Origin of the sequence: Amycolatopsis coloradensis (assembly GCF_037997115.1) — a bacterium.
GTDB lineage: Bacteria > Actinomycetota > Actinomycetes > Mycobacteriales > Pseudonocardiaceae > Amycolatopsis > Amycolatopsis coloradensis_A.
Map to the genome: position 1 here is coordinate 577,380 of NZ_CP150484.1, position 14,601 is coordinate 591,980.

The following is a 14,601-nucleotide window of genomic DNA, read 5'->3' on the forward strand; positions in this document are numbered from 1 at the left end:
GTGAGTGGTAAGGACGGTTAGAACCGTCCTTACCACTCACGAGGTAGACATCAGGGTTTCGGAGCCCGGCAGTTCGGATTCGACAGGTCGAGTTCACTGTGCGAGAGGCAGGAGGTCAGCTGGTAGGTCTGCTGCCCGTAGTTGATGCCCTTCCGCACGGTCACCTTCCCGGCCGCGTCCACCTCGCACGGGTTGTTCATCGTGCACCGCTGGCCGCTTTCGTTGCCGGTGTTGTTGACGCCGACGACCTTGCCGGTCGACCTCTCGACGATCGGCGACCCCGAGGTCCCGCCGATCGTCTTGCACGCCGAGGTGTACCTGATCGAGTCCTTCCAGACCCAGTTCGCCTCGCGCAGCTCGTGGACGAAGCCGTCGACGTTGCAGGAGTAGATCTTCTTCCAGTAACCCGACACCACGTCCATCGCGATACCCGCCGACGGACGGGTCGGCGAGAGCGTCAGCGGGGCGATGCCGTAGGCCGACTTGATCTTGGCGTAGCTGGTGTCGAGCTGGTAGAGCGAGACGTCGGTGTCGGTCATCGTCGCGTAGAGCAGCTTCTTCGCCTTGAGCGTGCCGAGCGAAGAGCGGCCGTCCTTGGACAGCAGGCTGAAGGTCCGCGTGGACGGCTTGTCGACGATTACTTCCCCGGGGTCCGGGAAACCTTCTTGCAGGCAGTGTCCGTTGGAAAGGACGAGGGCGGGGTCGTCGAGGCTCGCCTCGGGTGGTTTGACCACCGATCCCGAGCAGTTCGACAACGCCACGGTTCCGGCGAAGGTGGTCGTGGCCGCTTGCGCTGTCGCGGTTCCGACCAGCGCGGACGCGGTCAGCATGGCGAACAGTGTGCCGAGGAGTCGTCGGGTCACGTGGAGTCCTTTCGGGTCGGCGTGGACATCAAGTGAAGCGTTGGCGGGAGGGGGCCACCACCGTCGAACGGAGGGTGTTCGCCCCGTCACGCGGGCCCCCGGGCGGACGTGTCCGACATCACGTGCTAGGTGTTGAAAGGAAACGTCGACGAGGTCAGCGGCGATGCGCTGGACACACGATCGGCGGCGTGTTGCACCACCTAGCCGTGGTCCGGGCGGTGCGAGCGTGCACACTGACGGGTCGAGAGGCGGCGCGAAGGCGCCGAAGATGAGCGGAGAGCAGGACAGCGTGGCAGGAGCACGGACGAAGAAGACCGCGGCGTCGGACGACGGCGCGGGCCGTCGTCGGCTGGTGATCGTCGAGTCGCCGACCAAGGCCCGCAAGATCGCCCCGTACCTCGGCGGTAACTACGTCGTGGAGTCCTCCGTCGGACACATCCGCGACCTCCCTCGCGGCGCGGCCGACGTCCCCGCCCAGTACAAGGGCGAGTCGTGGGCGCGGCTGGGTGTCGACGTCGACAACGACTTCAAGGCGCTCTACGTCGTCACGCCGGACAAGAAGTCCAAGGTCACCGAGCTGAAGGGGCTGCTTAAGGACGTCGACGAGCTCTACCTCGCCACGGACCCCGACCGCGAGGGCGAAGCCATCGCGTGGCATCTGCTGGAGACCCTCAAGCCGAAGGTCCCGGTGCGCCGGATGGTCTTCCACGAGGTCACCGAGCAGGCGATCCGCGCCGCGGCCGACAGCACCCGCGAGCTCGACGGGGACCTGGTCGACGCGCAGGAGACCCGCCGCATCCTGGACCGGCTCTACGGCTACGAGGTCTCGCCCGTGCTGTGGAAGAAGGTCATGCCGAAGCTTTCGGCCGGCCGCGTGCAGTCCGTCGCGACCAGGATCGTGGTCGAGCGGGAGCGCGAGCGCATGCGCTTCACCTCGGCGTCGTACTGGGACATCTCGGCGACCATGGACGCCGGAGCCGACGCCTCCCCGCGCACCTTCCCCGCCAGGATGATCGCCGTCGACGGCGCGCGCCTGGCCACCGGCCGCGACTTCGGCTCGGACGGGCAGCTCAAGGCCTCCACCAGCGAGATCCGCGTGCTGGCCGAGGCCGACGCGGTCCGGCTGGCCGAGGCGCTGAAGAACCGCGACTTCAAGGTCGCGAGCGTCGAGGAGAAGCCGTACACGCGCAAGCCGTACGCGCCCTTCATGACCTCGACCCTGCAGCAGGAGGCTGGCCGCAAGCTGCGGTTCACCTCCGAGCGCACCATGCGGATCGCGCAGAAGCTGTACGAGAACGGGTACATCACTTATATGCGTACCGACTCCACGACGCTTTCGGAGTCGGCGATCTCGGCGGCGCGCAGCCAGGCGACGCAGCTGTACGGCAAGGAATACGTCTCGCCGTCGCCGCGCCAGTACACCCGCAAGGTGAAGAACGCGCAGGAAGCCCACGAGGCGATCCGTCCCTCTGGCGAGGTCTTCCGCACGCCGGGCCAGGTCGCGAAGGATCTGGACACCGACGAGTACCGCCTCTACGAGATGATCTGGCAGCGCACGATCGCGTCGCAGATGGCGGACGCGAAGGGCACCACGATGTCGGTGCGCATCGTCGGCACCGCGACCAGCGGCGAGGAGGTCACGTTCGCCTCGTCGGGCCGCACGATCACCTTCGCCGGGTTCCTCAAGGCGTACGTCGAGGCCGTCGACACCGAGAGCGGTGGCGAGGCGGACGACAAGCAGAGCCGTCTCCCGCAGCTGGTCAAGGACCAGGCGCTGACCGCGACCGAGCTGAGCCCGGACGGGCACACCACGTCGCCGCCGGCGCGCTACTCGGAGCCGAGCCTGGTCAGCAAGCTCGAAGAGCTGGGCATCGGCCGCCCGTCGACGTACGCGTCGATCATCAAGACCATCCAGGACCGCGGCTACGTGTGGAAGAAGGGTTCCGCGCTGGTGCCGTCCTGGGTCGCCTTCGCGGTGATCGGCCTGATGGAGCGGCACTTCGAGCGGCTGGTCGACTACGACTTCACCGCCGGCATGGAGGACGAGCTCGACCGTATCGCCGCCGGTGACGAGCACCGCACGCAGTGGCTGTCGAAGTTCTACTTCGGTGGCGACATGGGCGTCGACGGTTCGGTCGGCCGTCTCGGCGGGCTGAAGAAGCTGGTCGGCTCGGGCGTCGAGGACATCGACGCCCGCGAGATCAACTCGATCCCCCTGTTCACCGACGCCGACGGTCACACCGTCGTCGTGCGTGTCGGCCGCTACGGCCCGTACCTCGAGCGCGAGGTCGACGGGACGTCGCAGCGGGCGAACCTGCCCGAGGACCTGCCACCGGACGAGCTGACCAAGGACATCGCGGAGAAGCTGTTCGCGACGCCGCAGGAAGGCCGCGTACTCGGCAAGGACCCGGTCAGCGGACACGAGATCGTGGCGAAGGAAGGCCGTTTCGGCCCCTACGTCACCGAGCTCCTGCCCGAGCCTGAGCCGCTGCCCGAGGGCGCGACGGCCGCGCAGAAGAAGGCCGCCAAGGCGAAGCAGCCGAAGCCGCGGACGGGATCGCTGTTCAAGTCGATGTCGATCGAGACGATGACTCTCGAAGACGCGCTGAAGCTGCTCTCGCTGCCGCGCGTGGTCGGCAAGGACCCGGAATCCGGCGACGAGATCACCGCGCAGAACGGGCGCTACGGGCCGTATCTGAAGAAGGGCACGGACTCGCGTTCGCTCACGACCGAGGACCAGCTGTTCTCGATCACGCTCGAAGAGGCGCTGAAGATCTACTCGGAGCCGAAGCAGCGTGGCCGGTCCGCGACCGCGAAGCCGCCGCTGAAGGAACTGGGCGACGACCCGGCGTCCGGTAAGCCGATGGTGGTCAAGGACGGCCGCTTCGGCCCGTACGTGACAGATGGCGAGTACAACGCGACGCTGCGGAAGTCGGACAGCATCGAGGAGCTGACCGCCGAGCGCGCCGCCGAACTGCTGGCGGAGAAGCGCGCGAAGGGCCCGGCGCCCAAGCGCAAGGCTCCGGCGCGGAAGACGGCGGCGTCGAAGACGACGGCCACCAAGACGACCGCGGCCAAGAAGACCGCCGCGACCAAGTCGACGGCGACCAAGACCGCGGCGGCGAAGAAGCCTTCGACGGCCACGAAGACGAAGTAGTTCCCTCAAGTGCTATGAAGGGGCCTTTCATAGCAAAATTTGCTATGAAAGGCNGGATCGTCGTCGCCATCACGTGGACGTCGAACTCGCGGAACTCTCCCGACTCCTGGCCCCAGCGCAGGATGCGTTCGACCGGTTCCAGCGCCGCCCGCTCGTTCGCCGGGTCGTAGTCGAGTGCGCCGCCGAGGAAGATGTTCAGCAACGCGCGCATCCGGGTCGGCTGCGTTGCGGCGAATTCGAGGTTCGCCTCCAGGTACGTCCGCAGCGCCTCGCTCGCGGACGCGGGCTCGCTCATCCGCTCGGCCATGAACGCGCCGATCTCGCGGAAGACGTCTTCGAGGACCGTGCGGACGAGTTCCTCCTTGTTCGCGAAGTGGTACGAGATGAGCCCGGTGCTCGACAGGTTCGCCTGTTTCGCGATCCGGGCGAACGACGCGCGGGCGTAGCCGAGCTCGGCGATCGTCTCGATGGCCGCGGCCACGATCTGTGCGCGTCTCGCACTCTCGGTGAACGTCTTCGCTTTTGCTTGCATGAGCAATAAATAGCTCAGACGAGCAAAACTGTCGACCGGAAACCGCTCGCCGACCGTTCGCCGAACGACCTCACCCGTTCGAACAAAAGTTCTAAAAATTGTCGGTACCAGGGTGTTCAATGGTCAGGTGAGCACTTCAACGACCGCTGTCTTCGACGTCATCGACGAGGTCATCGCCCCGCTGGCCGCCGAGGTTCCGGAGCGTCCCTCGGTGATGGAGTTCTACGATCCGGAGCTCGTCGTGCCGCCGGTCCTCGCCGACGAGGAGCCGACTCCGGGGCTCACGCTTGCCGAGGAGGTGGAGCAGTACACCCGGTTCGTGAGCGGGATGGCGACCATCGGGCTGGCCCCCGGCGGTGAGGTCACGCCCGAGGCCGTCGGGCTGTATCGCGCGCTGCGCGGCGGGTTCATCCGCGGCGTGGTGACCGGGGTGTTCCCGTCGCGCGCGGAGCCGTGGGAGGTCCGGTTCTTCGGCGACGAGGACTACACCACGGTGCTGAACAAGCTCGGCAGGCGAGCGCGGCTGCGGTCCGGTTTCCTCAGCGCGCTGCCGGGCTGGGTGTTCGACGGGCTGCCCGACCATCCGCCCGGCACCGGCGAGACGGTGCGCATCGAGACGGACGCGGGCGGGCTGATCCCGGTGCGGGCGCGGGAAGCCGTCGAGGTGATCCGTGAGGGTGCTTCGCGGCCGCGGCACGGCACGGTCCTCGTCGATCTCGCGGTGCGGAACGCCATCCTCGCCGAGTACCCGCACGGCGCGTTCGGCCTGGTGGACAACGACCTCGGCCGGTACCAGTTCAGCGCGGCGATGGACGGCGACGGCCGCTGGACGCTCACCTGGGGCCCGGCCAGCCGGTCGACGGCCGAGCAATGGATCGTGAAGGCGGTGCAGAACCATGCGTGAACCGGCGACCGTGAAGGAACTGATGAGGCGCGCCGCCGAGCCGGTGCTGCGCGCCGTGCCCGAGCGGCGGAGCGTGTACCTGGGCTACGACCCCGAGATCACCGACGACGAGATCCGCCGTCTGTGCCCGTCGTACGACGAGCCGGCGGATCTCGTCACCCAGGCCGAGCGGTACGCGGCCAAGGCGGCGATGCTCGAAGAGGCAGGCCTGATGGAGAACGGCGAAATCCATCCCGCGGCGGTCCGGATGCACGGCGTGATGCTGCGAGGTTCGGTGCGAGGCGTCCTCACCGGCGTCTTCGCGTCCGCGCCCCGCTCGGTGCGCGTCGATTGCTACGGCGACGGGCATCAGGCGGTCGTCTGGCGGATGAGGGCGGGGCGGCGGACCACGTTCAGCCTGAGCGATTTCGGCGAGCTGGGCGCCCGCGTCTTCGGCGGGCTCCCGCATGTCCCCGCCGGTGAGACCGAGCCGATGCGCATCAGGATCGACGGGCACGGCGTGCCGCTGCCCGGCCAGGACGAAGGGGTCGGCCTGGTCGCGGACACGCTGAGCCGTCCGCGGACCGGCACGGCGATCCTCGATCTGGTCGCCTTCGGCGGACTGAACGCCGAGTACCCGGACTACGGCTTCGTGATCGTCGACAACGATCTGGGGAGGTTCGTGTTGTACGCCGCCCCTTCCGAAGGGTGGCTGATGTTCGGTGGAATGGACCGCCGGGCACTGGCGGGCTGGCTGCACGAGGCGGTGGATTTGAGCCGGACGTAGCCGCCTTGAGCGAGGACGAGGGGGAGGCATGGACCTGGACCGGCGCGCGGCCGACGCGTGGTTCCGTCGGCGAGGGCTGCCGATGGTCATCCACCGGCGGAGGCGCGGGGCGGGGATGTTGCGCCGGTCCACACCAGGGCTGGTGTTCCTGTGCCTGCTCGACCTGCTGCTGGCCGGGCTGCTGAAGCTGCTCGACGTCCCCGAGGACGTGCTCGCGGCCAGGATGCGCGACAGCGGTGTCGGCTACGTCCTCGGCGTGCTGGCACTGACGTTCGCCGTGGTCGTGGTCCCGGTGATCGCCGGTCGTCTGATGGCGAAGCTGCTCCGCGTGCTCAGCCGCACCAGGGTCCGGTTGGCCGTCATGGCGGCGACGATCGGCTTCTGGCTGTTCGTGCTGCCGCTCGGCGAGCGGCTCACCGGGCTGGTGGCGTGGGACAACCCCTTGTGGATCGCGGTGCTCGCCAACCTCGCCGCGCTGGGTGTGCTGATGCTGCTGGTCCGGATCGGCGTCGGTTCGATCCTGACCTGGGCGGCGCGGAGCGCGGTCGCCCAGGTCAGAGCCATCGGCTCGCTGGCGTCACGGGCGTTGCCGCTGCTCCTGCTGGTGGTGATGTTCAGCTTCTTCACCGCCGAGCTGTGGCAGGCCGTGGAACGGCTGACCCCCGGCCGGTTGTGGCTGGTGGCAGGCTTCCTCGTCCTGATCGGCGCGGTGTTCCTGGCGTCGATGCTCTCCGACGAGATCAAGGAGCTGAAGTCCTGGACCGTGGAATCCGGGGCGACCGTCCTGCGCGGCACGCCGTTCGACGACGACACGCCTCCGCCGGACCGGCGCGCGCTGACGAAGACCGAGCGCCTGAACATCGCCTTGGTGCTGTTCTTCGCCCAAGCGGTGCAGATCGTGGCGTTCGGGGTGCTGGTGTTCGCCTTCTTCGTCGTGTTCGGCGTGCTGATCCTCAGTCCGGAGGTCGTGACCGAGTTCGCCGGCCGCGAATCGGCGCCCGGCACACTGCTGGGTGTCCCCCTTCCGGTGAGTTCCGCGCTCGTCAACGTCTCCGTCTTCCTCGCCGTCTTCTCCGGTCTGTACTTCGCCGCGTCGACCGCGACAGATGCCCGGTACCGGCGTTCTTTCTTCGAGCCTTTGCTGGAGGATGTGAAGATCAGCCTCGCGGCGCGTGACATTTATCTGGCCCATTGGGCGGATGTGCGGCGGGCCGAGGTGGTTACCCTGGAAGCAGAGGACATTCCGTAGTGAGGTGGTCACCATGAGCGGGAAGGGCGAAACTCCCTTCTTCGATGCCCCCGACTTCGTGAAAGGCGACGGCACTCAGGCAGATCCTCCGGGCGACACGTTCGCCGACCCGCTGTCCGGGCTGGTCACGACCGGCGCGGCGTCCCCGTCGGCGGGAGCCGACGACGTCCACGTGCAGGTGCCGGGACCGGTACAGCACGACCCGGAAGTCGTGAGCAGGATGGTCGACGCGGCCATGCTCGCGGACGAGCGTCCCGCCGAAAGCCCGGGCGCCGAGCAGACCGCCGCGCAGTCACCCGCCAAGATCGTCAGCACGGTCGGTGAGCAAGGCGCTGCGCCGATCGGGATCCTGCCCCAGCAGCGCACTTGGCCGTCGAGGCCTTCTCAGCTGATCCGCCAGCCCCGGCGCGTGAAGCAGGAAGAGCCGGTCGAGGTCGACGAAGAGGCCGAAGTCGAAGTACGGCGTGCAAAGCGCTCCATGCAGATGCCGCGACTCGGTAAACCGTCGTCGAACACGGCAGGCGTCATGATCGCGATCACCCTCATGATCGTCTTCGCGGTCCTCGCCATCCAGCTGCTGTCCAGCCTGTTCAACAGCATCGCGGGGATCTTCGGGTAACCCGTCCGGCGGATAGCGCCGGACGGGGCCGTCCATCCATACCTCACCCATCGGGATACCCTGGCCGTACGGTCGGGGTACCCGGTGTTGACCCGGGTCGCACCTCGGCGCCGCGTGACTAGTGGGGTGGGCGTATCAGCGAGGGCGTGCAGTCTTTGCCCGAAGCGGGCACGGGTGATTCGGCGGGGCGTGACGCTTCCACCATGCACCGCGTGCGGCGGGTGCTGGCGATCAAGCCGTTCCGCCGGATCTGGGGTGTCTCCTACCTGTGCAGCGTCGCGGACTGGCTGAACCTCCTGACGTTGACCGGTCTGGTCACCAAACTGACCGACAACTACGCCGCGCAGAACTTCGCGTTCGTCGGGGTCGTGCTGACCTCGCTGCTGCCGGGGCTGCTGTTCGCCCCGCTCGGCGGGCTGCTCGCCGACCGGTTCGACCGGCGCAAGGTGATGGTGCTCTGCGACCTCGGCCGGTGCGGGTTCCTGCTGTCGATCGCGTTCGTCGGCACACCGTGGTGGGTGTTCGTCGGCAACTTCCTGGTCGGCTGCTGCTCGATGATGTGGATCCCGTCGAAGGACGCGGCGGTGCCGAACCTGCTGCGCCGTCCGGACCAGGTCGAGACGGCCAACCAGCTCGGCATGGTGATGACCTACGGCCTCGCGGTGATCACCGCGGCCGGGGCGAACGCCGTGCTCACCGGTAGCAACACGACGTTCCACTTCTTCCAGGGCGACGCCCAGCTCGGCATCGCCAAGGTCGCCGTCGTCATCACCGGCCTGCTGTACCTGGCCAGCGCGATCGTGATCGCGACCCGGATCCCCGAGCTGTCGCTGCGCAACGTCCACGCGGTCGAGAAGCCCAAGGTCAAGGCCGCCGACGAGGAGAAGTTCGGCTTCCGGCAGATGATCGCCGACGGCGCCCGGTTCGTGCGGACGACGCCGCTGGTTCGCGGGCTGATGATCGGTGCGTTCGGCGCGTTCGCCGCCGGTGGCGCGGTGATCGGATCCGCCAAGCCGTACTCGTCCAGCCTGCTCGCCGGTGACGCGGCGTTCAACCTGCTCGTCCTCGCCGTCTTCCTCGGGCTCGCCACCGGTATGGCGGTGGCTCCGAAGCTAGCGCGACGGCTCGCGCACGACCGGCTGTTCGGGATCTCGATCGTCGCCGCGGGCCTGTGTCTCGTCGTGGTGGCGCTGTCGCCGCATCTCGCCGTTTCGCTGGTCGCGGTCGCCGCCGTCGGCGTCTGGGCGGGGACCGCGTTCCTGACCGGTGTCACGATCATCGGTTCGCGGATCGAGGATTCCATCCGCGGCCGGATCAACGCGATCTACCAGTCGCTGATGAAGATCGTGCTGTTCGGTGCGACGGTGCTGGTGCCGGTGCTGATCAGCCTGGTCCAGCCGACCGCGATCTCGGTGTGGGGCAGCACCATCACGATCGACGGCACGCGGCCGGTGATGATCGGCGGCGGCATCCTCGCGCTGCTCGCCGGCATCTTCGCGTACCGGCAGATGGACGACCGGCGGGCCGAGCCGATCCTCGCCGACCTCCGCAACGCCCTGCGCCGTAGCCCGCGTCGCGTGAACGGGCTGCTGATCGCGCTCGAAGGCACGCGGGCGATCAACACCGAGACGCAGGCCGCGCGGCTGGCCGAATGGCTGCGCGCCGGTACTCGTCCTGTCGTGCTGGCCGCCGACCCGGCGCTGGACGATCAGCGGCTCGCGAAGCTGGTCTCCGGTGCTTCGCTGTCCGGTGCGCGGGCGCAGGCGCTGGCCGCCGCCGCGGTGCGGGCGGACATCGTCGAACGGGACATCCAGCCGGCGCTCGACGCCGGGTCCGTCGTGGTGATGGAACGGTTCGTGGACTCGCCGCTGGCGCATCTGTCCGCGGTGGCCGGCCTGGACAGCCAGGAACTCGAAGGGCTCGCCGACTGGGCGACCGGCCGGTTGCGGCCCGACATCACCATCCTGCTCGACGCCGATCCCGGCACCGTGATGCGAAAGTCCGCATCACTGGACGCGCAGTGGCGGGTGCAGCATCTGCTCACGGAAATGGCCGCCGCCGACCCGGACCGGTACGTCGTGGTCGACGCGGAAGGCACCGAGGACGAGGTGAGCGACCGGGTGCGGACGGCGATCCGCGCGGTGCTCGTCGGCAGGCTCGCCGGGCTCGCTCCGGCGGAGGAAAAGGTCGAGGTGAGATGACGGAAGCCCCTGCGCTGATCGGTGTCTGGAAGCAGCTCGTCGGCCAGGAGCCCGCCGCGCGCACGCTTTCCACGGCGTCGGCCGCGGCCGCGCGGATCGTCGACGACCAACCTGTCGCGCCCGGCGCGATGACGCATGCCTGGCTGGTCACCGGTCCGCCGGGTTCGGGGCGCTCGACGGCCGCGCGGGTCTTCGCGGCGGCGTTGCAGTGCAGCACCGGCACCGGATGCGGCGAATGCCCTGGCTGCCGCACCGTGCTGGCCGGGACGCACGCGGACGTCAAGCTCGTCGTGCCCGAAGGCCTTTCGATCTCCGTCGCGGAAATGCGTTCGCTGGTGCAGGCCGCCGCCCGCCGCCCGACCACCGGGAAGTGGCAGGTGGTGATCATCGAGGACTCCGACAGGCTGACCGAAGGCGCGTCGAACGCGTTGCTGAAGGCCGTCGAGGAGCCGCCGGACCGCACGGTGTTCCTGCTGTGCGCGCCGTCGGATCACCCGGACGACGTGTCGGTGACGATCCGCTCGCGGTGCCGTCTGGTCACGCTGCGGACGCCGCCGCCGGAGGCGATCGCGCAGGTGCTCATGGAGCGCGACGGCATCGATCCCGAACGCGCGCGGTGGGCCGCGTCCGTCTCGAGTGGACATGTCGGCCGTGCGCGGCGGCTCGCGACCGACGAGGCTGCCCGGCAACGGCGGGCGACCGTGCTGCGGATCCCGCTCGGCCTGCGCCGTCCGTCCGATGTGTTCACTTGCGCCGATCAGCTGATCAGCGCCGCGGAGGCCGACGCGGGCGAGGAGAGCAAGGTCCGCGACGAGGCCGAGCGTTCCGAACTCCGCACCGCGATGGGCGGCGACGGCATCGGGAAGGGCGTCGCCGGGGCGAAACGAGCCGCCGAAGCCGCCGTGAAGCAGCTCGAGAAGCGCCAGAAGTCCCGCGCGACCCGAACCCAGCGGGACACTCTCGACCTCGCGCTGGTGGACCTGGCCGCGTTCTACCGGGACGTGCTCGTGACCGCGAGCGGCGCGGGCGCCACGCTGAACCACCCCGACCACGCCTCGGAAATCGCGCAGGCCGCCTCCGCCTGGGCGCCGGACTCGATCCTGCGCCGGCTCGAAGCCGTCCTGGAATGCCGCGAGGCCATCGACCTGAACGTGAAGCCGAGGATCGCCGTCGAAGCCATGGTCACCACCCTGCGCCAAGGCTGACCCGCTCGGCTCCGCCACACCCCAGCCCCCGCCCGTCCCAGGGGGGCGACCCCGAGTCCAGTCTACCGGGGGTGGAGGGGTAAAAGGGCTGGTCGCGGGAGTTGTCCACAGGTGGGGATGGTTGTGGACAAGTGCTGTGGGTAAGTGAAGTCGCTTCGGATTCGCGGGGCGGCGGTGAGGGTTCCCAATGTCGCATTTGAGACGCTCAACGCCCCTGATGCGACTTTGGGGAAATCAGGCGAGGCGATCGGGAGAGGGGTGTGTGGAAATAGGGACACTCAACGTCGCTATTTCCACACACCCGCATCGAACTGCCCCGGTGACCGTGTGTCATCCGCCGCGCCGAAATCCAAAGCACGGGGCCTTCACCGCGTCAAAGCGGCGAAGGCCCCACGTACGAACGGACCTCTCACGCCGGGGCTAGGCGTGAAAGGGCCGTTCATCACCCTCCTCGCCCCGTCTAGTCCTCCGAGTCCAGCGAGCGCGGCCGCGGCGAAGGCTTGAACCCCGGCGATCCAGGCGAGTTCTTCGCGATGGGAACCACCGCGAGCCGACGCCGTCCCGGCATGGCGGCCACGAGAACGACACCGATCAGCAGCATCGCCGTACCCGTCCAGAACATCGGCACCGTGTCGTAGGCCGCGTTGGTGTAGGCCAGGTTCTTGACCGGCCCCTTCGGCGCCGCGCCACCGTTGTTGCCTGCGGGCGGCGGAGTAGCCGTGCCGCACTCGACACCACCGGCCGGCGCGTACGCGCGGGCGATCTGCTCGCCGAGCGAGACCTGGGCCAGCGACGACGGGAGGTTCTTCGCGGCTTCCGGCGGGAGCGCCTTCTGCAACGCGGTCGTCGGCAGGATCTGCAGGTCCAGCAGCCGCGCCGAGGCACCCATCTGGAAGCCCTTGAACGGCGAGGTCATGTCGCTCGACTTCTGGTTCAGCCCGGCGATCGACAGCTTCAGCACCCCGAGGTCGAGGGTGAGCCCGTTCCCGGCCTCGCCGCCGGGAAGGTGCTTGGTGGCACCGTCCATCATCTCGGCGAGCCCACCGACGACCGGCACGTTCTTCAGCTGCTCGAAGCCGGGGACCTGCTTGAGCGACGGCAGCGGGATCCCGATCGGGATGTCCTTGGTCGGGTTGTTCGCGTCGAGGGTGAACAGCACCTTGTCGCCGCGGACGATCTGCAGCACCGGCGCGGTGTACTCGACCTTCGACGTCTTCTTGTCGCCGGTCGAGGTGACCCGCAGCGTCGGCTGGCTGGCGACCTTGATCGTCAGGCCGAGCGGCGTGCCCTTCAGTAGTTCGATGTTGGCCGCCTGCAGGGTCGACGTCGACTCGACCGCCTTGTTCTTCGAGCCGGGGATGTCGACCAGCCGCACGACCGAACGCGACGACAGCGTGTTCGGCAGGCTCAGCACGGCGCCCTTGCCGTCGGCGTTGGTGCTGGTTCCCGAAAGCAGGCCGCCCAGGTTCGCCAAAGGACCCAGGGCCGCCAGACCGGCCTTGAGCTGGTCGGAGGCCTGGGTCAGCTGTTCGGCGCCCGGGATGTTCGGAATGGTCGGCAGCAGCGCGAGGTTCGCGATCGACGTGCTCGAATCGGCGATCGTGCCGACGCACGGCCCGAGCGTCGGGCTCCAGCGCGCGTGTGCCTCACCGTTGAGCAGGCCCAGGTTGAACAGCGGGTTCTTCGGCGCGTTGAGGCCGCCGCTGATCGGCTTCGGGTTGTCCGGCAGCGCCGTCTGCACGAGGCTGCCCGGCGTCTGCGGCGCGTTGCCCGCGGCGGACAGGCCGAACGGCGACGACTGCGCGATCGCCTTTTCGTAGCTCAGGTAGGCCTCGGAGTTGGCCTGCGCGCTGGAAAGCCCCATCCCGGCCTCGAGCGCGGACTGCTTCGGCAGCATCTCGCCGGCTCCGGGGAGGATGGCGCTCGTCGGTACCGCGTTCGGCAGCAACCGCAGGACGCCGAGCGCCGCCCCCGCGTCACCGACCGCCTTGCCCAGCGGCTGCGGCCCGATCGGCGCCGACATCGGCGGCTGTCCCGGGTTCGCCGGATCGGGGATCGGCGTGGTCGGGATCGTCTGGGCGGTCGCCGGGGCCGCGGTCAGCAGAAGCAGGGCCGCGGCGGCCGGAAGCGCCAGCACACGGGGCAGTCGTTGCCGCATGAACAGGTCCTCCAGTGGGGATGGGCCGATCTTGGGGGACTGAGACCGGCGTCATAGGACCTTAACGACGGTGGCCCTGGAAGGTGACGTTCGAGCCTCCGCTACACTTGTCCCCGTCATCGGGTGCGAGCCCGATGTCCGCCGCCTTAGCTCAGTCGGCCAGAGCGATTCACTCGTAATGAATAGGTCAGGGGTTCGATTCCCCTAGGCGGCTCCGCAGGTCAGGGCCCCATTCGGATACTCCGGATGGGGCCCTGAGCCGTTTCCGGGGCCGGCGGCGCTGGCCGCCCCGAAATTCACCCGTTGGTGTCACCCTTGAGGAACATCCGCGACAGCGAAGTGCCCACTCCGGTGAGGTGGCCGACGAGCGTGTCCGCGTCCGCGTCGAGCAGGCCGGAGCGCCACGCGAGCATGATCTCGACGAAGCCGCCGATGCCCAGCAGGACGTTGACCCGGAACTCCAGCCCGTCCACGTCCGGCTTCAGGTGCGGCCGGGCGAGTTCGATCAGCAGGCCGGTGGTCTCCTGGACGGTCTGCCGCCGCAGTTGCTCCAGCACCGCGCTGCCCGCGTGGTCGCCGAACAGGATCTGCGCGCGGGCAGGCTCTTCCTGTACGTGGTGCACGACGACGTCGACGGCGGCACGCAGCTGCTCCAGCGCGGGTTGCTCGATGCGGGCGGCGACGGCGTCGAGGACCATCCGCAGGGTCTCGTCGCGGACCTGTTCCCAAGCGGTGGCGAGCAATGCGTCGCGGTTCGCGAAGCTCTCGTAGAAGTACCGGTCGGTCAGGTTCGCCCGCGCGCACACGCCGCGCATGGTGACCGCCGCCCAGCCTTGTTCCTGCCAGATGTCGAGGGCGGCGCCGAGGAGGGCGAGCCGTCGTTCGGAGCGGCGTTCGTCGGCGGTCTTGCCGCTGTAGCGGCGGGACGCGGTCACCTCTCCATCTTG

The 14,601-nt window shown here is 68.8% G+C and carries 11 protein-coding genes, 1 tRNA gene and 1 pseudogene; 9 read left to right on the plus strand and 4 right to left on the minus strand.

Annotated elements, in window-relative coordinates:
• Positions 1-50: 50 nt before the first annotated feature.
• A complete protein-coding gene (locus LCL61_RS02565; protein WP_340685329.1) occupies positions 51-863 on the minus strand; it encodes a serine protease in 813 nt (270 codons plus the stop codon).
• 268 nt (positions 864-1,131) lie between these two features.
• Here LCL61_RS02565 and topA point away from each other — a divergent pair, with 268 nt between their 5' ends.
• Complete coding sequence (topA, locus tag LCL61_RS02570) at positions 1,132-4,020, plus strand: type I DNA topoisomerase (protein ID WP_340685330.1); 2,889 nt, start codon at positions 1,132-1,134, stop codon at positions 4,018-4,020.
• A gap of 191 nt (positions 4,021-4,211) precedes the next feature.
• A complete protein-coding gene (locus LCL61_RS02575; RefSeq protein ID WP_340688822.1) occupies positions 4,212-4,466 on the plus strand; it encodes a hypothetical protein in 255 nt (84 codons plus the stop codon).
• On the opposite strand, the pseudogene LCL61_RS02580 reads toward LCL61_RS02575, so the two are convergent.
• A pseudogene (locus tag LCL61_RS02580) lies at positions 4,427-4,552 on the minus strand (TetR/AcrR family transcriptional regulator); the annotation flags it as partial. The gene LCL61_RS02575 and the pseudogene LCL61_RS02580 sit on opposite strands and share 40 nt — an antisense overlap.
• A gap of 112 nt (positions 4,553-4,664) precedes the next feature.
• Between LCL61_RS02580 and LCL61_RS02585 the strand changes: the two are divergent.
• The 6 genes from LCL61_RS02585 (at position 4,665) to LCL61_RS02610 (ending at position 11,496) form a co-directional block, all read left to right on the plus strand.
• A complete protein-coding gene (locus LCL61_RS02585; protein WP_340685331.1) occupies positions 4,665-5,456 on the plus strand; it encodes an ESX secretion-associated protein EspG in 792 nt (263 codons plus the stop codon).
• A complete protein-coding gene (locus LCL61_RS02590; protein WP_340685332.1) occupies positions 5,449-6,222 on the plus strand; it encodes an ESX secretion-associated protein EspG in 774 nt (257 codons plus the stop codon). The genes LCL61_RS02585 and LCL61_RS02590 overlap by 8 nt, the downstream gene beginning before the upstream one ends.
• 28 nt (positions 6,223-6,250) lie before the next feature.
• Positions 6,251-7,471 carry a hypothetical protein gene (locus tag LCL61_RS02595; RefSeq protein ID WP_340685333.1) on the plus strand — a complete coding sequence of 407 codons (1,221 nt, stop codon included), beginning with the start codon at positions 6,251-6,253 and terminating at the stop codon, positions 7,469-7,471.
• A 13-nt stretch (positions 7,472-7,484) separates the two neighbouring features.
• Positions 7,485-8,090: a hypothetical protein gene (locus LCL61_RS02600; protein WP_340685334.1), complete on the plus strand. Its 606-nt coding sequence runs from the start codon at positions 7,485-7,487 to the stop codon at positions 8,088-8,090.
• A 146-nt stretch (positions 8,091-8,236) separates the two neighbouring features.
• On the plus strand, positions 8,237-10,291 hold the full coding sequence (locus LCL61_RS02605) for a dTMP kinase (RefSeq protein WP_340685335.1): 2,055 nt from the start codon (positions 8,237-8,239) through the stop codon (positions 10,289-10,291).
• Positions 10,288-11,496, plus strand: coding sequence for a DNA polymerase III subunit delta' (locus LCL61_RS02610; protein WP_340685336.1), 1,209 nt, complete (start codon positions 10,288-10,290; stop codon positions 11,494-11,496). The genes LCL61_RS02605 and LCL61_RS02610 overlap by 4 nt, the downstream gene beginning before the upstream one ends.
• 460 nt (positions 11,497-11,956) lie before the next feature.
• Here the strand turns inward: LCL61_RS02610 and LCL61_RS02615 are convergent, their stop codons facing one another.
• Positions 11,957-13,654, minus strand: a complete 1,698-nt coding sequence (locus tag LCL61_RS02615) for a hypothetical protein (RefSeq protein WP_340685337.1) — start codon at positions 13,652-13,654, stop codon at positions 11,957-11,959.
• Between the two features lie 140 nt (positions 13,655-13,794).
• On the opposite strand from LCL61_RS02615, the gene LCL61_RS02620 reads away from it, so the two are divergent.
• A tRNA-Thr gene (locus tag LCL61_RS02620) sits at positions 13,795-13,868 on the plus strand.
• 82 nt (positions 13,869-13,950) lie between these two features.
• Here LCL61_RS02620 and LCL61_RS02625 read toward each other — a convergent pair.
• Complete coding sequence (locus tag LCL61_RS02625; RefSeq protein ID WP_340685338.1) at positions 13,951-14,589, minus strand: TetR/AcrR family transcriptional regulator; 639 nt, start codon at positions 14,587-14,589, stop codon at positions 13,951-13,953.
• Positions 14,590-14,601: the final 12 nt, after the last annotated feature.